Below are 16,250 nucleotides of genomic sequence, written 5' to 3'. Positions count from 1 at the left end.
CGAGGGCGACCCTCCGCCTTGCGATCGCACGCACCAGACGCCGCGAGCCCTGCCCTCCGGGCAGACGACGCCACTTTGCGGACACGACCTAGCGCTTCAGCTCCTCGTAGGCCTCCGCGCTGCTGTCCCGCAGGAACTGCCAGCAGCGGTCCGCCTCCTCCTTCTCGTCGATCGAGTCGGCCGCGCGGGCGAGGGCGGCGAGGCAGCGCAGGAAGCCGCGGTTGGCGCGGTGGTCCCAGGGGATGGGGCCGTGGCCCTTCCAGCCGGCGCGGCGCAGGGCGTCCAGGCCGCGGTGGTAGCCGGTGCGGGCGTAGGCGTAGGACTCGACCACGCGGCCGGCCTCGAAGGCGTCGTCGGCGAGCATCGCCCAGGCCAGGGAGAAGGTGGGGTACTTCGCCACGACCTCGGCCGGGGACAGGGAGTCCTCGCCGAGCAGGCGGTACGCCTCTTCGTTCTCGGGCAGGCGGGTCGGGTCCGGGCCCCCGAGCAGGTTCTTGTGCGTCGTCATGCCTGAAGTCTGCCACTAGGGGACGTGCCCGGACCGGTCCCGGGGCGGCCGTGGCGGTGTGGGCCGAGACCCGCCCCACACCGCTCCCGCCTTGCCGTATCCCATGGGATTGCGGAGGATTCCGGTTGGGGACCGGGGCCCCCGTGCCGGATTCGGCAGGGGCGGACCGCTACCCGGAGTTACACAGGAGACAGCGATGTCCCAGCAGGCTCACCCCCCTTCCCAGGCCGCCGAAGAGGCCGCTGAGCCCGAGACCCCGCATCTCGACTTCGCCGGTACGACGCCGTACGAGGACTACGTCCGCGCCGAGGTGCTCACCCACCTCCAGCACACCCTCTCCGACGACCCCGGAGAGATGGTCTTCCTGGTCACGACCCAGGTGATGGAGCTGTGGTTCACGGTGATCACGCACGAGTGGGAGACCGCCGCGAAGGCGCTCCGCTCGGACGACGTGCCCACCGCGGTCGCCGCGCTGAAGCGTTCCGTACGTGAGCTGGACGCGCTGAACGCCTCCTGGCGGCCGCTCGCCCAGCTCACCCCGGCGCAGTTCAACTCCTACCGCTCCGCCCTCGGGGAGGGTTCGGGGTTCCAGTCGGCGATGTACCGGCGCATGGAGTTCCTGCTCGGTGAGAAGTCCGCGTCGATGCTCGTCCCGCACCGGGGCACCCCGCGCACCCACGCCGAGCTGGAGAAGGCGCTGTACGAGCCGAGCCTGTACGACGAGGCGGTTCGGCTGCTCGCCCGGCGCGGCCACGCGATCCCCGCCGAGGTGCTGAACCGGGACGTGTCCCAGCGGTACGAGGCCGCCGACGCGGTCGAGGCGGCCTGGACGGCCGTGTACTCCGGCGACCCGGACACCGACCTGGCCCGGCTCGGCGAGGCGCTGACGAACGTCGCCGAACTGGTGTGGCGATGGCGCAACGACCACCTGGTGGCCACCCGCCGTGCGATGGGCGCCAAGGCCGGCACGGGCGGCTCCGCCGGGGTGGCCTGGCTGGAGAAGCGGGCCCGCAAGAACGTGTTCCCCGAGCTGTGGACGGCGAGGTCCCATGTCTGACCGTACGGAACTGGCGGTGCGCGCGGCCGAGTTGGACGCCGCCGACGAACTGGCCGGGCTGCGCGACCGGTTCGTCCTGGACGACGGCGTCTACCTGGACGGCAACTCGCTGGGCGCGCTGCCGGCCCACGTCCCCGGCCGGATGCGGGACGTGCTGGAGCGCCAGTGGGGCGAGTCGCGCATCCGCTCCTGGGACGAGTCGGGCTGGTGGACCGCGCCGGAGCGGATCGGGGACCGGATCGCGCCCCTGATCGGCGCCGGGCCGGGGCAGGTCGTCGTCGGTGACTCCACCAGTGTCAACGTCTTCAAGGCGCTTGTGGCCGCCGTACGGATGACGGGCGAGGGGCGGGACGAGATCCTGGTCGACGCGACGACGTTCCCCACGGACGGGTACATCGCCGAGTCGGCCGCCCGGATGACGGGCCGCGAGCTGCGCGCGCTGACCCCCGCCGAGATCCCGGCCGCCCTCGGCCCGCGCACGGCGGCGGTCCTGCTGAACCACGTGGACTACCGCACCGGCCGCCTGCACGACCTGCCCGCGCTGACGGCGGCCGTGCACGACGCCGGCGCGCTGGTCGTCTGGGACCTGTGCCACAGCGCGGGCGCGCTGCCGGTCGGGCTGGACGCGCACGGGGTGGACCTCGCGGTCGGCTGCACCTACAAGTACCTGAACGGCGGCCCCGGTTCGCCCGCGTACCTGTATGTGCGCCGCGACCTGCAGGACCGGTTCGACTCGCCGCTGCCGGGCTGGAACTCGCACGCCGAGCCCTTCGGGATGAGCCCCGCCTACACCCCGGTGCCGGGCGCCCGGCGCGGGCGGGTCGGCACGCCGGACATCCTGTCCATGCTGGCGCTCGAAGCGGCGCTGGAGGTGTGGGACGGGGTCCCGGTGGACGCGGTGCGGGCGAAGTCGCTGACGCTGACGGACTTCTTCCTGGACTGCGTGCGCGCGTACACCGAGCCCGGCCGGGTGGAGTGCGTGACGCCGCTGCCGCACGAGGAGCGCGGCAGCCAGATCGCGCTGCGCTGCCCGGACGCCGGTGAGGTGATGAAGCGGCTGATCGACCGCGGTGTGGTGGGCGACTTCCGCCACCCGGACGTGCTCCGCTTCGGCTTCACCCCGCTGTACGTCGGCTTCGCGGACGCGGAGCGGGCGGCGCGGGTGCTCGGCGAGGTGCTGGCGTAGGCGCTCGCGCGAGGTGCGGGGGGCTGTGCGGAGTACAAACTCCGCACAGCCCCCTTTTGCCTCACCGTGTGTGACATGCGCGTGTCCGCGCACGTCACGGGCCTGATACCGTCCCGGCCAACGGCCGATTCCCCACCCTGGCCCGGTCCGCCAAACCCTTTACACAGTCGGAAGGTTGGAGCATGCCGGAGGACGCAAGCGCGGAGCGTGCCGCCGAGGAGGAGCGGTCGGCGTTCTCCCACCCGCCCGTCGCCCCCGACGCCGTCGCCGCCTACGGCGACCATCCCGACCAGGTGGTCGACTTCTACGCCCCGCGCACCGGGGCGGCCTCCGCGCCGCTGGTCGTGGTCCTGCACGGCGGGGCGTGGCGGGCGCGGTACGACCGGCGGCACATCACCCCGTTCGCGGACTTCCTGGCCCGGCGCGGGTTCGCCGTCGCCAACGTGGAGTACCGGCGCGGCGGGCCGGACGTCCCGGAGCGGAACACGGGCGCGGAGCCCTCGGCCGTACCCCCGGCGGGCCGCTGGCCGGAGACCTTCGACGACATCGCCGCCGCGCTGGACGCGCTGCCCCGGCTGGCCGGTGAGGCGCTGCCGGGCGCGGATGCCCGGCGCACGGTCCTCACCGGGCACTCGGCGGGCGGCCACCTCGCGCTGTGGGCCGCCGCCCGGCACGTACTGCCCGCGGGTTCGCCCTGGCGCACGGACCGCCCGGCGCCCCTGCGCGGGGTCGTCGCGCTGGCCCCGATCGCGGACCTGGGGGTGGCGGCCAAGCTGGAGGTCTGCGAGGGGGCGGCGGTCCAACTGCTGGGCGGCCAGGACGCCTTCGCGGAGCGCGCCCCGCACGCCGATCCCGCTCTCCTGCTCCCCACCGGTATCGCCACCACCCTGGTTCAGGGCCGTGCCGACCGGGACGTGCCCTTCGAGGTGGCGGAGTCCTTCGCCGACGCCGCGGCCAGGGCCGGTGAGGTCGTGGGGGTCACGCTGCTGGAGGACGTGGGCCACTTCCCGCTGATCGACCCGGCCGCGGACGCGTGCGCGGTGGTCGCCGAGGAGATCGCCCAACTGGCCTTCTGAGGCTGCGCCCTGAGCTATGCCTTGACCGGTTCGGCGCCGGGCCGCTTGACGAGGCGGTCGCCTACGGCCACGTCCTTCCAGAGGCGGCGGCCGATCCGTACCTTCACCGACCCGCCGTCCGTCAGGCGGAGTTCGACGTGGTGGTACATGTTCGCGCCGTCGGTCATGCCGCGGGACTTGTCGGTGACGACGCCTTCCCAGGCGTCGTCCTGTCCGGGTTTGCGAGAGGTGAACATGCGTCGAGCCTAGGAGTGCGGCGGGCCGCGCGGGCAGTGTCCCAGGGCACGTCCTGGGGATGACACCTGTCATCTACCGGCCGGGTGCCCGCACCCACTAGCGTCCCCCCATGGGTACCACCTTCGACCCCTGGTCACCGGAGTTCCTCGCCGACCCCTACCCGGCGTACGCCGAGCTGCGGGCGCGCGGGCGGGTGATCCGGTACGAGCCGACGGACCAGTGGCTGGTGCCGCACCACGCCGACGTGTCGGCCCTGCTGCGGGACCGGCGCCTCGGGCGGACCTACCGGCACCGGTTCACCCACGAGGAGTTCGGCCGCACCGCCCCGCCGCCCGAGCACGAGCCGTTCCACACGCTCAACGACCACGGCATGCTCGACCTGGAGCCGCCGGACCACACCCGCATCCGGCGCCTGGTCTCGAAGGCGTTCACCCCGCGCACGGTGGAGCGGCTGCGGGGGTACGTGCACGGGCTGGCGGACTCCCTCGTGGCCGACCTGGTCGCGGCGGGCGGCGGTGACCTCCTCGCGGACGTGGCGGAACCCCTCCCGGTCGCGGTGATCGCGGAACTGCTGGGCATCCCCGAGGCGGACCGGGCGCCGCTGCGGCCCTGGTCGGCGGACATCTGCGGGATGTACGAGCTGAACCCGCCCCCGGAGGTGGCGGCGCGGGCGGTACGGGCGTCGGTGGAGTTCTCGGAGTACCTACGGGGTCTGATCGCGGCGCGCCGCTCGGCCCCCGGGGACGACCTGATCTCGGCCCTGATCGCGGCCCACGACGAGGGCGACCGCCTCACCGAGCAGGAGATGATCTCCACGGCGGTCCTCCTGCTGAACGCGGGCCACGAGGCGACGGTGAACGCCACGACGAACGGCTGGCTGGCCCTGTTCGAGCACCCAGACCAACTCGCCGCCCTCTGCGCGGACCACGCCCTCATCCCCACGGCGGTCGAGGAGCTGCTCCGCTACGACACCCCGCTCCAGCTCTTCGAACGCTGGGTGCTGGACGACATCGAGGTGGCCGGCACGACGATCCCGCGCGGCGCGGAACTCGCCCTGCTGTTCGGCTCGGCCAACCACGACGAGGCGGTCTTCGCCGACCCGGCACGCCTGGACCTGTCGCGCCGGGACAATCCCCACATCTCCTTCAGCGCGGGCACCCACTACTGCATCGGCGCGGCCCTGGCCCGGCTGGAACTCGGGGCCTCCATGCGGTCGCTCCTCACCCTCGCGCCCACCCTGGCCCTGGCGGCGGAGCCGCCCCGCAAGCCGGGCTTCGTGATGCGGGGTCTGCGGGAACTGCGGGTGACCGTCATCTGAGGGGCGGGGTCGGATCACAGGCCGGTGAACGGCTCCGGGTAGGCGAAGGTCCCCCGCACCGCCGGGTCGTACGCGCTCAGCGTGCGGACCTGGAAGTAGTCGCCCCAGCCGGGGTCCGGCGGGGTGATGCCGAGTGCCGTGGCGGGGCGGAAGCCGAAGCGGCGGTAGTAGGCGGGGTCGCCGAGCAGCGCGACGAACGGCTCGCCGGACGCGTCCGCCGCGCCGAGCACGGTGTGCGTGAGCGCCAGGCCCACGCCGCGGCGCTGGTGCTCCGGGTGCACGCTGAGCGGGCCGAGCGCGAGCGCCGGCCGGCCGCCGACGTGCCCGCGCGTGCAGACGACGTGGCCGACGACGTCCCCCCGGTCGTCGAGGGCCACCAGCGACAGCGCCGGGAGCCACGCCCCGCAGGTCCGCAGACGGTCGACCAGACCGGCCTCCACGGGGTCCGGTGTATCGGGCCCCGCGAACGCGGCGGTGGTCACCGCGCGCACGGCGGGGGCGTCTGCGGGTTCTTCCCGTCTGATCAGCATCGGCACAGTCTGGGGGCCGGGCCCGGGGCGCCGCAAAGGGATTCGGCTCAGCGGACGGTGTAGCCCCCGTTGGCGAAGATGGTCTGGCCGTTGATCCACCAGCCCTCGGTGCAGAGGAACAGCACGATGGGGACGATGTCCTCGATCTTGGTGAGCTGTTCGCCCATCGCCTGGGACTTGTGGAAGGCGACCCGCTCGGGGGTCTCCTGTCCGTAGAAGAACGGGGTGTCCATCGGGCCGGGGGCGACGCAGTTGACCGAGATCATGCGCGGCGCCCACTCCTTGGCCGCGGCGCGGGTGAACTGCTCGACGGGTGCCTTGCCGCCCGCGTAGGTCGAGTAGCCGCCGGTGAACGCGGCCAGCAGGGAGGTGACGACACTGACGACCTTCCCGTGGTCGTTCAGGGTCCGGCCCGCCTCGCGCAGGAACATGTACGCCGTCTTGGCGTTGGCCGACATCATGCGGTCGTACTCGCCCTCGGTGGTGTCCACGATCGGTTTCCGCAGCACCATGCCCGCGGTGTTGACGCCGATGTCGACCCCGCCGAACTCCCTCTTGGCCGTGCCGAAGAGCCGCTCGACGTCCTCCGGACTCGCCAGGTCGCCCTGGACCGCGAGCCCCTTGGAGCCCGCCTCCTCGACGGCCGCGACCGTGGCCTCGGTGTCCTCGCGGCTCTTGTCGGAGTGGTAGTTCACGACGACGGTGGCGCCGTGGGCGGCGAAGGTGCGGCTGACGAGTCCGCCGAGGTTCTTCGCCCCGCCGCCGATGACGGCGACCTTGCCGGTGAGGGACTCGGTGTGGGTGCTCATGGTGTCTCCCGCGTGTGGCGACGCCTGCCCTTCCCATCGTGACCCTGGCCCCGCACCGCTGCCATTCGTGCTGGTCAGGAGGAGACCGTCAGATTGCCGCCCGACGTACGGGCCCGCACGCGGTGCGGGGACTCAGGGTCGGTCGGCACGGAGACGTCCGTGCGCCCGCCGCCTGTCGAGGCGTCCACCGCGTACGTGCCCCGCGGCAGGCGGACGGTGATGTTGCCGCCGCCCGTCTCCGTGTCCACCGACGACGGCGGCCGGGTCAGGGACGCCTCGATGTTGCCGCCGTCGGTCCGCGCGGAGAGGGTCTTCGGGGCCGCGCCGGTGACGCGTACGTTGCCGCCGCCCGTCCGCGCCTCCACCGGGCCGTCGATGTCCCGGACGGTGATGTTGCCGCCCTCCGTGTCCAGGGCCAGCGCCGTCCCGGGGGGCACGGAGACGGTGTAGTCCACCCCGCAGTCGTTGTCGCAGCCCGGGGCGGTGAGGGTGAGCCGGCCGCCGCTCACGGAGTGCTCCGTGCGTGGCTTGTCGCCGGAGTACCTGATCTTCTCCGTGACGCGCACCCCGGAGCCGTCACCGGCGGCCACCTCGACGTTTCCGCCCTTGGTCGTCACCCGCAGCGCGGTCACCGCCGCGTCGATGCCGTACCGGGACGTCGCCGACTTGTCCTGCACGGCGCATCCCCCGAGCGCGGCCGCCGTCAGGGCCGCGGCGCACGCGGCCGTGACCAGGCGGCGTCCGGGTTCGGTACGGGTCGGCTTCACGTGCATCGTTCCCCCTCGGTTCCACCGGCACCGGCACCGGCTCCCCACAGGTAGCAGGTGCCGGCGCGCCGGGGCACGGGGTGGCTCGATCACGTCCACCGGACGGCAGGAACCGTCCGAAAACGGGTCAGCCCGTCATGTCCCGGCGGTGAAGTCCCGCCAGCCCGGCCCCGGTCAGCGCGACCGTGACGGCCAGCAGGACGCCCACCGGCCCCCACTCCATGCCCGCCCCCGGCAGCTTGGGCAGGTGACTGTAGGGCGAGAGGTCGAGCAGCCGGCGCGGGGCGTCGAGGGCGGGGCCGATCCAGCCGATGAGCAGGGCGGCGATCGCCACGGCCCATGCCGCCGCGGCCGCCCGGGGTGCGCACCCGTGGAGCAGTACCGCCACCGCCCCGAGCGTCCACGCGGCCGGTACCTGGAGCAGGCAGGCGCCGAGGACCGCCCCCGGCCGCTCCCCGTACCCCGCCCAGAAGCCCAGCCCCGCCAGCAGCATCAGCACACCCACACCGCCGAAGGCGATCAGCAGGTGGCCCGCGGCCCAGCGCGGCCGGCTCACCGCGCAGGCCAGCAGGGGTTCGGCCCGGCCCGAGGACTCCTCCGCCGAGAGCCGGAGCACCGCCGAGACCACGTACAGCGCGGCCACCAGTCCGAGCATGCCGATCATCGCGGAGAGGAAGGTGTCCGTGACCCCGGTGTCCGTGGCCCCGGCCCGGCCCCCCATGCGCTCAAGGACCTCCCGCGTACCGGAGTTGTCCGCGACCAGGCCGGCCGCGCCCTCCGTCAGGCCGCCGTAGACCACGCCCGCCAGGAAGAAGCCGGCGCTCCAGCCGAGCAGCGCGCCGCGCTGGAGGCGCCAGGCGAGGGCGCCCGCGCTGCCCAGGCGGCCCCGGGCGGGACCCGGCCGGGTGGGCAGGAAGCTCATGCCGAGGTCTCTGCGCCCGGCCAGGGCGTACGCCAGCAGTCCCTGGGCCAAACAGGCGAGGGCCAACAGCCCCAGCACCCACCAGCGTTCGTCCGCGAACGCCCGCGTCTTCTCCAGCCATCCCAGTGGCGAGGCCCAGGTCAGCGCCCCGGAACCGGAGTCGCCCGCGGCCCGGAGCACGAAGGCCGCTCCCAGCAGACCGGACGTCAGTCCCCGTGCCGCCCGCGCGCTCTGCGTGAGCTGGGCCGCCACCGCGGCCGCCGAGGCGAAGACCATGCCGACCCCGCCGGCCGCGAGGCCGAGGGCGAGCGCGCCCGAGGTGCCCAGCGGGGCCAGTCCCGCCGTGAGCAGCAGCGCCAGCACCGCGTTGGCCGCCAGGGAGGTCAGCAGGGCCGAGGTCAGCGGGGCCCGGCGGCCGACCGCTCCGGACGCGACGACCTCCAGCCGGCCGCTCTCCTCCTCGTCCCGCGTGTGCCGGACGACGATCAGCAGGCTCATCACGGCGGCGAGGAGCCCCGCGTACACCCCGACCCGCCAGGCGGTCAGGCCGCCCAGGGAGTCGTCCAGCACGGGCCCGGTCAGGGCGCGGAGGGAGGCGTTGCCCGCCATCTGCTCCCGCAGGGCGGCGCGTTCGGCGTCGGTGGCGTACAGGCCCCTGAGGGTTCCCGGCATGGAGAGCACCATCAGGGCGTTCACCCCGATCCACACCGGGATCAGCAGCCGGTCCCGGCGCAGGGCGAAGCGGAACAGCACACCGGTACCCGCGAGAGCGTTCATCGGGCGCCCGCCCCGGCGGTCTCGGGAGCCTCGTAGTGCCGCAGGAACAGTTCCTCCAGCGTCGGCGGGGTGCAGGTCAGCGAGCGCACCCCGGCCTCGGTCAGCGCCCGCAGCACGGAGTTGAGTTCGGCGGTGTCCACCTGGAGCCGCACCCGCGCGCCCCGTATCTCCACGTCGTGCACCCCGGCCAGCCCCTCCAGCCCCGCCGCCGGGGCGGACAGCTCCGCACGCACGCTCGTCCGCGTCAGGTGCCGCAGTTCGGCGAGCGAGCCGCTCTCCACCGTCCGGCCCTGGCGCACGATGCTCACCCGGTCGCACAGCGACTCCACCTCGCTGAGGATGTGCGAGGAGAGCAGGACCGTACGGCCCCGGTCGCGCTCCTCCTCGACGCAGGTCTGGAACACCTCCTCCATCAACGGGTCGAGCCCCGAGGTCGGTTCGTCCAGGATCAGCAGGTCCACCTCGGAGGCGAACGCGGCGACCAAGGCGACCTTCTGCCGGTTGCCCTTGGAGTAGGTGTGGCCCTTCTTCGCCGGGTCCAGCTCGAAGCGGGCGGTCAGTTCGGCGCGGCGCCGCTCGTCGAGGCCGCCGCGCAGACGGCCGTAGAGGTCGATGACCTCGCCGCCGGACAGGCCGCGCCACAGCGTCACGTCGCCGGGGACGTAGGCGACGCGGCGGTGGATCTCGACCGCGTCGGCCCACGGGTCGCGGCCGAGGATCCGGGCGGCGCCGGAGTCGGCGCGCAGCAGGCCGAGCAGGACGCGGATGGTGGTGGACTTGCCGGCGCCGTTGGGGCCCAGGAAGCCGTGCACCTCGCCGGCCTCGACTTCGAGGTCGAGGCCGGTCAGGGCGGGGGTACGGCCGAAGGACTTGTGCAGCCCCGAGACCGTGATTGCCTTGGTCATGATTCCGAACGTACGCTTCCTTCAGAAATTTGTGAAGTTAAGGAAGCGTATGAATCCGAGTTAGGGTGAGGACATGACGGAGCCGGGCGCGGAGAGTGGGGACGGGCGAGACCCCGAGTCGGTGTCGCGGTTCGTGGAGCGGTTCGCGGCGCAGCTGGTTCAGGCGGGGGTGCCGCGCATGCCCGCGCGGGTCTTCGCGGCGCTGCTGTCCTCCGACACCGGGACGCTCACCTCGGCCGAGCTGGGCGAACTGCTCCGGATCAGCCCGGCGGCCGTCTCCGGCGCGGTGCGCTACCTGGCCCAGGTCCACCTGGTCTCCCGCGAGCGCGAACCGGGCTCACGGCGCGAGCGCTACCGCGTGCACAGCGACCAGTGGTACGAGGCGCTGACCAGCCGCGAGGCCATCATCAAGCGCTGGGAGGAAGCCCTGCGCGAGGGCATCACCAGCCTCGGCCCCGAAACCCCGGCCGGCCGCCGCCTCACCGACACCCTCGATTTCTTCGAGTTCATCGAATCCGACCTGGCCGGAATCATGGAACGCTGGCGCGCGCACCGCGAGCGGACGTCCGGCCGGGGCTGACCTGGGCCTGCCTGAAGCACCCACCTGAACGTGTGCGACTGGATACGCTGAGTCGCCTCTGGTCCGGCGCGCGGGGAGGGCGCATCATGACGTTGATGACTGAGCGACCGACGATGAGCGGTACCGGGCCCCGGGACTTCGAGGCGTTGCTGAGCGACCTCGACGACCTCGTCGTGCCTGTCGGCTACAAGGCCGAGATCATCAAGGGGAACATCGTCTTGTCGCCGTGGTCGAAGGGCTATTACCACCGGGTGATGGAGCTGCTGTGCCGGCGGCTGACGCCCGCCCTGCCCGACGGCCACACCATCGGGTCGGCTCCGTTCCTGTACGTCTTCCCCCGGGACGATCGCGCTTACGGGCCGGACGTCCACGCGGCGCCGAGACAGGTCTACGAGACGGTCGGCAACCGCCTGGACGGCGAGGCGCTGTCGTTCGTCGCGGAGCTGACCTCGTCGTCCACCCGCGACGACGATCTGACGGACAAGGTCGAGGTCTACGGTCGCGCGGGGGTGCCGGTCTATCTGATCCTCGACATGCAGGAGGAGCGGGCCACCGTCCTGTGGACACCCTCGTCGAAGGGGTACGAGTCCAGCTGCACCCAGCCGTTCGGCGAGAAGCTCCACATCCCGGCCCCGTTCGACTGCCTGCTGGACACCGACGGATTCCAGGCCCCGCGGGAATCCGGCGGCGCCTGAGTCACGGCCCCGGCACCACCAGCCCCCAGGCCCCCTCCGCCACCCGCCAGGTGCGTCGGCGGACCGGGCCCGCGGTGTCCGCGTCGGCTCGGTAGTGGAAGTCCTCGCCCGTGACCGTGACCGTGCGGCCGCAGGAGCGCAGGGGGGTGGAGTCGGGGCCCGGGGAGACCGGGCGGATCTCCACCTCCGCGACCCCGCGCGAGCCGGGCGTCACCGACACCGACTCCACCGGGCGGTCGAGGTCGATCACCGTGACGCCGTCGATCTCCACCCGGAGCCGGGCGGGCCGGGCGGCGAGGGTGCGGACCAGGGTGCGCAGCCAGGGGCGGGCGCCGACGCCGACCGGCTCGGCGGGGACGGAGGCGGGCGGTATGCCCAGCGAGCCGAGCACGACGCCGTCGCTGTCGTCCACCAGCAGGTCCAGCTGCCGGGACACCCCGTCCAGCACCGCCCGCGCGGAGGCGACCGCGCCGCCGGGCACCCCCAGGGAGCGGGCCAGCCCCGCCGAGCCGACCGGCACCACGGACAGCGCGCATCCGGCCAGTTCCCGGTGCCGGTGCAGCAGCCCCACCGCTCGTACAAGCGCTCGGTCGTCGCCGACGACCACCGGCCGCCGCGAACCCCTCCGGCCGAGCGCACGGGCGAACTCCTCCGGCCCGTCCGGCAGGCACACCTTGGCCGCCGCACCCGCGCTGAGCACGTCTTTCGCTATCCGCACGGACTCTCCGTCCGTGTGCCTGGCCGCCGGATCGATGATCACAAGGAGCTGATCGGACGTCGCGGAAGTCGCCACCTCGGTCCTGCCTCGCTTCCTCGGGTAGCATCTTTGTGCAAGAGCCCCTTGCGCTATTGCGCCAGGGGCTTCGTCTATTCCGGGGCATCCGGTCCGACGGTCGTGCGGCCAAAGGCGGTCGCGGTGGTAAGCGGCGTACGCCCACACCCCGACCATGGACATGCCCCGCCCGGAAGGGGTGTACGCGCGTGCCCGCACTTGTGCTGCTCGGTGCTCAGTGGGGTGACGAAGGCAAGGGGAAGGCGACCGACCTGCTCGGTGGCTCGGTGGACTATGTAGTGCGCTACCAGGGCGGCAACAACGCCGGCCACACGGTCGTCGTGGGCGACCAGAAGTACGCGCTCCACCTCCTCCCTTCCGGAATCCTCTCCCCAAGCTGTACGCCGGTCATCGGCAACGGTGTCGTCGTCGACCCGTCGGTCCTGCTCTCCGAGCTGAGCGGTCTGAACGAGCGCGGCGTCGACACGTCGAAGCTCCTGCTCAGCGGAAACGCGCACATCATCACGCCTTACCACGTCAGCATGGACAAGGTGGCGGAGCGTTTCCTCGGCAAGCGGAAGATCGGTACGACCGGCCGGGGCATCGGCCCGACCTACGCGGACAAGATCAACCGCGTCGGCATCCGGGTCCAGGACCTCTACGACGAGTCGATCCTCACCCAGAAGGTGGAGGCGGCGCTCGACGTCAAGAACCAGATGCTCACCAAGCTCTACAACCGCCGCGCCATCGCCGCCGACCAGGTGGTCGAGGAGCTGCTCGGCTACGCGGAGAAGCTGCGGCCCTTCGTCGCCGACACCGTCCTGGTGCTCAACCAGGCGCTGGAGGACGACAAGGTCGTGCTGTTCGAGGGCGGTCAGGGCACCCTGCTCGACATCGACCACGGCACGTACCCCTTCGTCACCTCCTCCAACCCGACCGCCGGCGGTGCCTGCACCGGCGCGGGTGTCGGCCCGACGAAGATCAGCCGGGTCATCGGCATCCTCAAGGCGTACACCACGCGTGTCGGCGCCGGTCCGTTCCCGACCGAGCTGTTCGACGAGGACGGCGAGGCGCTGCGCCGCATCGGCGGTGAGCGCGGTGTCACCACCGGCCGTGACCGCCGCTGCGGCTGGTTCGACGCGGTGATCGCCCGTTACGCCACCCGCGTCAACGGTCTCACCGACTTCTTCCTCACCAAGCTGGACGTGCTCACCGGCTGGGACGAGATCCCGGTCTGCGTCGCCTACGAGATCGACGGCAAGCGGGTCGAGGAACTTCCCTACTCCCAGAGCGACTTCCACCACGCGAAGCCGATCTACGAGACCCTGCCGGGCTGGTCCGAGGACATCACCAAGGCGAAGTCCTTCGCCGACCTGCCGAAGAACGCGCAGAACTACGTGAAGGCGCTGGAGGACATGTCGGGCGCGCCGATCTCCGCGATCGGCGTCGGTCCCGGCCGGGACGAGACGATCGAGATCAACTCGTTCCTGTAGTCCGCACGCGCGCAGCGGGTACGCCCGCCGGTCCGCCCTCTGGGCGCGCCCGGCGGGCGTCGTGCTGTCCGGCGCGGTGGAATCACTTCCATGAGCAGCGACCGGGACACGTGCGGGGGGCCGTACGGCGAGGACTCCGGGTGCGGGGACCCCGCCGTGTTCGAGGTCGGCCGGCACAACCGGCCGGCGCTGCGGGTCTGCCCGCTGCACCTCGGCCCGTCCCTGCTGGTGGGCGCGGGTGTGCTGTGGCCGCCGGTGATCAGCCTCGTGGCGCGCCCGTGAGGGACGCTGTGCGGGTCGCGGCGGGCGGGGCAGCGCCCCGGCCGCTCCGGCCGTCAGCTGAAGACGATCATCGAGCCCTGGGCGAGGGAGCGGGTGGCGGCGGCGTGCAGGCCGAGCCAGACGTGCCGCTCGCGGGCGAAGGGGCTCGGGTCGTACGGCGCGGGGACCGCGGGCTCCTCCAGCTCGGTCGGGGCCGAGGGGGGCGCCGGGGCGGCGGGCGGGTTGGCCGGGTCGATGCCGATCGCCGGGGCGACCTGCTCCAGCTCGCGCAGCAGGGCTTGCGAGGAACCCAACGGACCGCCTCCGGAGAGGAGTTCGTCGTTGGTGAGGGGCGTGGCGAAGTCCAGCGGGACATAGGCGCCGGCGTGGTCGTAGTGCCAGACCAGGTGGGACTGCTGGGCGGTGGACTCGAACATCTCCAGCAACTGTTCGTAGTCGCCGCCGAGTTCGCCCACGGGGGTCACCGGCAGCCCGCAGAGCTTCAGAAGGTGGGCGCGGCGCAGGAAGTGCAGGGCGTCGTAGTCGAATCCCGCCACGGGGGCGACCTCGCCGTTGAGTCCCGGCATGTACTGGTAGACCGGCACCGGGGGGAGCCCGGCGGCGGCCAACGCGTTGTTGTACACCGCGAGTTCCTCGGCGAACGGGTTGTCCGGCGTGTGGCACAGCACGTCCACGAGCGGCACCAGCCACAGGTCACAGGCCAAGAAGGACTCCTCGCATCGTCCCGCGCGAGCGTACGCCTCGCGCACGGGTGGACCAGGAAGCGTAGTCCGTACCGCGGGCCATAGGAAAGCCCTATGTCCCCTGCTGCTATTCGGTCTTTGCCTCCCTTTCTTTTCCGCGCCTACGGTGGAAAGGCCCGACGGGAAGTCGTCGGCCGATCGTCCCTGAATTGCCCGAGGAGAGGAACGCCGAAATGGACGCGACCACGAACGGAACGGCAGCACCGGAACTCAAGGGAAAGCGGGCCCTGATCACCGGGGGCACGCGGGGCATCGGCGCGGCCGTCGTGGCCCGGCTCCTCCAGGCCGGCGCCGAGGTGCTCACCACCGCGCGCTCGGAGACCGGCACGGTGCCCAAGGGCGCCCGTTTCGTGGCGGCCGACGTACGGACCCGGCAGGGCGCGGAGGACCTCGCGGCGGCCGCGGCGGACCTGTTCGGCGGGGTGGACGTCCTGGTCCACAACGCCGGCGGGGCGAGCCCGCACGAGTCGGCCACCGCCATCCCCGACGAGGAGTGGGTGCCTGGTGTCGGACCGGGCGGACTGGGTCACCGGAAGCAATTTCGTGATCGACGGCGGTGAATTCCCGAGGGGCTGAAAGGTCCCCGCGCATTCCGGGTCACGAATCCGTGTCAGGAATCCTGGCCGGGGAATTCGGGATCGGACCAGTCCTCCTGGCGCAGGAATGCGAGCAGCGCCGTCTCCGAGGGGCCGGCCGGGCGCCGGAGCACGGCGATGGCGGGCTGGGACACGGCCGGGGTCACCGGGCGCGCGAGATGCCGGTGGCTCGCGGGCACCGCGGAGGCCGGTACGAGCGCCGCCCCCAGCCCCTGGGCCGCCCAGCGCACCGCCGTCGCCGTCTGGGACACCCGGGCCACGGTCTCCGGCGTGTGCCCGGTCTCCCGCAGCGCCTGGAGCAGGACGCCGTCGAGCGCGCTGTCCCGGTCGAACCGCACCCAGGGCTCGCCCTTGAGGTCCGGCAACGCGACCCTGGGCGCGGCGAGTTGCGAGTGCCCGGCGCCCAGCATCACGACGAACTCTTCCTCGCCGAGGTGACGGGCGTCCTCGGGAGACCGGTCGCACTTCGCCATGAGGGCCAGGGCCTTTCTTCCGGATCAGGCCGGCTCGGATCGACGGTGCCTTCGGGCCGACGCGAGCGGGGTCTGGTGCGTGCGGCTGCAAGGCGGAGGAGGGCGTCGACGCGGAGCGTCGGCAACCGACGACAACGCGGCTGGGGGTCCCCCCTGCTCGCAGAGCTTGGGGGAGTGCGTGCCAGGGCCCGCGACCCCGGCAAGATCCGGAAGACAGGCCCTGGGTCCAGCTCGCCCCGGCGGCACAGCCGGTCCAGTTCGGCGGAGCCGGGTTCCTCGAAGACGGTGACCGCGAGGCGGGGGGAGCGGCGGCGCAGCGCGGCGAGCGCGCTGGGGAGCTGCCGGGCGCCGAACCCCATCTGCGCGGCCACCGTCAGCTCGCCCTCCAGCCCGTCCGCACCGGCCCGCGCGGTGGCCGTCGCCCGGCGCGCCGCGCTCACCGCCTTCCTGGCCTCCCGCAGGAAGGCGCGGCCGACGACGGTGGGCCCGTCCTCGTCGGGGGCAACCCCGTCACGGCGGCGGGG

General features: G+C 72.9%; 18 protein-coding genes and 2 pseudogenes. 9 read left to right on the top strand and 11 right to left on the bottom strand.

The genetic code is table 11. The features are described from left to right. Positions 1–88 precede the first annotated feature (88 nt). The gene (locus ABZ898_RS29025) at positions 89–508 is read right to left on the bottom strand and encodes a DUF3151 domain-containing protein (RefSeq protein ID WP_361665228.1); all 420 of its coding nucleotides are present in this window, start codon (positions 506–508) and stop codon (positions 89–91) included. A gap of 196 nt (positions 509–704) precedes the next feature. On the opposite strand from ABZ898_RS29025, the gene ABZ898_RS29020 reads away from it, so the two are divergent. From ABZ898_RS29020 to ABZ898_RS29010, 3 genes are all read left to right on the top strand, one after another. Beyond that, positions 705–1,565: a tryptophan 2,3-dioxygenase family protein gene (locus tag ABZ898_RS29020; RefSeq protein ID WP_361665225.1), complete on the top strand. Its 861-nt coding sequence runs from the start codon at positions 705–707 to the stop codon at positions 1,563–1,565. Next, the gene (gene kynU / locus ABZ898_RS29015; protein WP_361665222.1) at positions 1,558–2,751 is read left to right on the top strand and encodes a kynureninase; all 1,194 of its coding nucleotides are present in this window, start codon (positions 1,558–1,560) and stop codon (positions 2,749–2,751) included. The genes ABZ898_RS29020 and kynU overlap by 8 nt, the downstream gene beginning before the upstream one ends. A 182-nt stretch (positions 2,752–2,933) precedes the next feature. After that, positions 2,934–3,827: an alpha/beta hydrolase gene (locus tag ABZ898_RS29010; RefSeq protein WP_361665220.1), complete on the top strand. Its 894-nt coding sequence runs from the start codon at positions 2,934–2,936 to the stop codon at positions 3,825–3,827. Positions 3,828–3,841: 14 nt separating this feature from the next. Here ABZ898_RS29010 and ABZ898_RS29005 read toward each other — a convergent pair whose 3' ends face one another. Then, on the bottom strand, positions 3,842–4,063 hold the full coding sequence (locus ABZ898_RS29005) for a hypothetical protein (protein ID WP_361665217.1): 222 nt from the start codon (positions 4,061–4,063) through the stop codon (positions 3,842–3,844). 110 nt (positions 4,064–4,173) lie between these two features. On the opposite strand from ABZ898_RS29005, the gene ABZ898_RS29000 reads away from it, so the two are divergent. Beyond that, complete coding sequence (locus ABZ898_RS29000) at positions 4,174–5,382, top strand: cytochrome P450 (RefSeq protein WP_361665214.1); 1,209 nt, start codon at positions 4,174–4,176, stop codon at positions 5,380–5,382. Positions 5,383–5,396: 14 nt separating this feature from the next. Here ABZ898_RS29000 and ABZ898_RS28995 read toward each other — a convergent pair whose 3' ends face one another. The 5 genes from ABZ898_RS28995 to ABZ898_RS28975 form a co-directional block, all read right to left on the bottom strand. Next, the gene (locus ABZ898_RS28995) at positions 5,397–5,912 is read right to left on the bottom strand and encodes an N-acetyltransferase (protein WP_361665211.1); all 516 of its coding nucleotides are present in this window, start codon (positions 5,910–5,912) and stop codon (positions 5,397–5,399) included. Positions 5,913–5,959: 47 nt separating this feature from the next. Further along, on the bottom strand, positions 5,960–6,721 hold the full coding sequence (locus ABZ898_RS28990; RefSeq protein ID WP_361665208.1) for an SDR family oxidoreductase: 762 nt from the start codon (positions 6,719–6,721) through the stop codon (positions 5,960–5,962). Between the two features lie 74 nt (positions 6,722–6,795). After that, positions 6,796–7,494, bottom strand: a complete 699-nt coding sequence (locus ABZ898_RS28985; protein WP_361665205.1) for a DUF4097 family beta strand repeat-containing protein — start codon at positions 7,492–7,494, stop codon at positions 6,796–6,798. 121 nt (positions 7,495–7,615) lie between these two features. After that, entirely contained in the window at positions 7,616–9,187 is a 1,572-nt protein-coding gene (locus ABZ898_RS28980; RefSeq protein ID WP_361665202.1) for an ABC transporter permease, read from the bottom strand. Further along, complete coding sequence (locus tag ABZ898_RS28975; RefSeq protein WP_361665199.1) at positions 9,184–10,092, bottom strand: ABC transporter ATP-binding protein; 909 nt, start codon at positions 10,090–10,092, stop codon at positions 9,184–9,186. Before ABZ898_RS28975 ends, ABZ898_RS28980 begins: the two co-directional genes overlap by 4 nt. 73 nt (positions 10,093–10,165) lie before the next feature. Between ABZ898_RS28975 and ABZ898_RS28970 the strand changes: the two genes are divergently transcribed. Next, positions 10,166–10,672, top strand: a complete 507-nt coding sequence (locus tag ABZ898_RS28970; protein WP_361665196.1) for a MarR family transcriptional regulator — start codon at positions 10,166–10,168, stop codon at positions 10,670–10,672. A 95-nt stretch (positions 10,673–10,767) separates the two neighbouring features. Next, positions 10,768–11,367 carry a Uma2 family endonuclease gene (locus ABZ898_RS28965; RefSeq protein WP_361665193.1) on the top strand — a complete coding sequence of 200 codons (600 nt, stop codon included), beginning with the start codon at positions 10,768–10,770 and terminating at the stop codon, positions 11,365–11,367. Between the two features lies 1 nt (position 11,368). Here ABZ898_RS28965 and ABZ898_RS28960 read toward each other — a convergent pair whose 3' ends face one another. Then, the gene (locus ABZ898_RS28960) at positions 11,369–12,160 is read right to left on the bottom strand and encodes a diacylglycerol kinase (protein ID WP_361665190.1); all 792 of its coding nucleotides are present in this window, start codon (positions 12,158–12,160) and stop codon (positions 11,369–11,371) included. 188 nt (positions 12,161–12,348) lie between these two features. Between ABZ898_RS28960 and ABZ898_RS28955 the strand changes: the two genes are divergently transcribed. Together ABZ898_RS28955 and ABZ898_RS28950 are read left to right on the top strand one after the other, a co-directional pair. Beyond that, positions 12,349–13,632, top strand: coding sequence for an adenylosuccinate synthase (locus ABZ898_RS28955; protein ID WP_361665187.1), 1,284 nt, complete (start codon positions 12,349–12,351; stop codon positions 13,630–13,632). Positions 13,633–13,722: 90 nt separating this feature from the next. Beyond that, entirely contained in the window at positions 13,723–13,914 is a 192-nt protein-coding gene (locus ABZ898_RS28950; RefSeq protein WP_361665184.1) for a hypothetical protein, read from the top strand. Positions 13,915–13,967: 53 nt separating this feature from the next. Here the strand turns inward: ABZ898_RS28950 and ABZ898_RS28945 are convergent, their stop codons facing one another. Next, positions 13,968–14,618, bottom strand: coding sequence for a hypothetical protein (locus ABZ898_RS28945; protein WP_361665181.1), 651 nt, complete (start codon positions 14,616–14,618; stop codon positions 13,968–13,970). A gap of 212 nt (positions 14,619–14,830) precedes the next feature. On the opposite strand from ABZ898_RS28945, the pseudogene ABZ898_RS28940 reads away from it, so the two are divergent. Continuing rightward, a pseudogene (locus ABZ898_RS28940) lies at positions 14,831–15,154 on the top strand (SDR family NAD(P)-dependent oxidoreductase); the annotation flags it as partial. A gap of 113 nt (positions 15,155–15,267) precedes the next feature. On the opposite strand, the gene ABZ898_RS28935 reads toward ABZ898_RS28940, so the two are convergent. Further along, positions 15,268–15,726 carry a LysR family transcriptional regulator substrate-binding protein gene (locus ABZ898_RS28935; protein ID WP_361665178.1) on the bottom strand — a complete coding sequence of 153 codons (459 nt, stop codon included), beginning with the start codon at positions 15,724–15,726 and terminating at the stop codon, positions 15,268–15,270. Positions 15,727–15,950: 224 nt separating this feature from the next. Further along, positions 15,951–16,211 (bottom strand): annotated as a pseudogene (locus tag ABZ898_RS28930) (LysR substrate-binding domain-containing protein); the annotation flags it as partial. Between the last annotated feature and the right edge of the window lie 39 nt (positions 16,212–16,250).

The organism is Streptomyces sp. NPDC046860, from assembly GCF_040645115.1.
Classification (GTDB): Bacteria; Actinomycetota; Actinomycetes; order Streptomycetales; family Streptomycetaceae; genus Streptomyces.
The sequence above is the reverse complement of the archived record's forward strand: the minus strand, read 5'-3'. Positions and strand labels throughout refer to the sequence as shown.

What these genes read in the sequence shown, in the direction of transcription:
- ABZ898_RS28970 (WP_361665196.1), top strand. Translation starts at nt 10,166, where the DNA reads ATGACGGAGCCGGGCGCGGAGAGTGGGGACGGGCGAGACCCCGAGTCG.
- kynU (WP_361665222.1), top strand. Translation starts at nt 1,558, where the DNA reads ATGTCTGACCGTACGGAACTGGCGGTGCGCGCGGCCGAGTTGGACGCC.
- ABZ898_RS28990 (WP_361665208.1), bottom strand. Translation starts at nt 6,721, where the DNA reads ATGAGCACCCACACCGAGTCCCTCACCGGCAAGGTCGCCGTCATCGGC.
- ABZ898_RS28965 (WP_361665193.1), top strand. Translation starts at nt 10,768, where the DNA reads ATGACTGAGCGACCGACGATGAGCGGTACCGGGCCCCGGGACTTCGAG.
- ABZ898_RS29025 (WP_361665228.1), bottom strand. Translation starts at nt 508, where the DNA reads ATGACGACGCACAAGAACCTGCTCGGGGGCCCGGACCCGACCCGCCTG.
- ABZ898_RS28950 (WP_361665184.1), top strand. Translation starts at nt 13,723, where the DNA reads ATGAGCAGCGACCGGGACACGTGCGGGGGGCCGTACGGCGAGGACTCC.
- ABZ898_RS29020 (WP_361665225.1), top strand. Translation starts at nt 705, where the DNA reads ATGTCCCAGCAGGCTCACCCCCCTTCCCAGGCCGCCGAAGAGGCCGCT.
- ABZ898_RS28985 (WP_361665205.1), bottom strand. Translation starts at nt 7,494, where the DNA reads ATGCACGTGAAGCCGACCCGTACCGAACCCGGACGCCGCCTGGTCACG.
- ABZ898_RS29000 (WP_361665214.1), top strand. Translation starts at nt 4,174, where the DNA reads ATGGGTACCACCTTCGACCCCTGGTCACCGGAGTTCCTCGCCGACCCC.
- ABZ898_RS29005 (WP_361665217.1), bottom strand. Translation starts at nt 4,063, where the DNA reads ATGTTCACCTCTCGCAAACCCGGACAGGACGACGCCTGGGAAGGCGTC.
- ABZ898_RS29010 (WP_361665220.1), top strand. Translation starts at nt 2,934, where the DNA reads ATGCCGGAGGACGCAAGCGCGGAGCGTGCCGCCGAGGAGGAGCGGTCG.
- ABZ898_RS28980 (WP_361665202.1), bottom strand. Translation starts at nt 9,187, where the DNA reads ATGAACGCTCTCGCGGGTACCGGTGTGCTGTTCCGCTTCGCCCTGCGC.
- ABZ898_RS28995 (WP_361665211.1), bottom strand. Translation starts at nt 5,912, where the DNA reads ATGCTGATCAGACGGGAAGAACCCGCAGACGCCCCCGCCGTGCGCGCG.
- ABZ898_RS28975 (WP_361665199.1), bottom strand. Translation starts at nt 10,092, where the DNA reads ATGACCAAGGCAATCACGGTCTCGGGGCTGCACAAGTCCTTCGGCCGT.
- ABZ898_RS28935 (WP_361665178.1), bottom strand. Translation starts at nt 15,726, where the DNA reads ATGGCGAAGTGCGACCGGTCTCCCGAGGACGCCCGTCACCTCGGCGAG.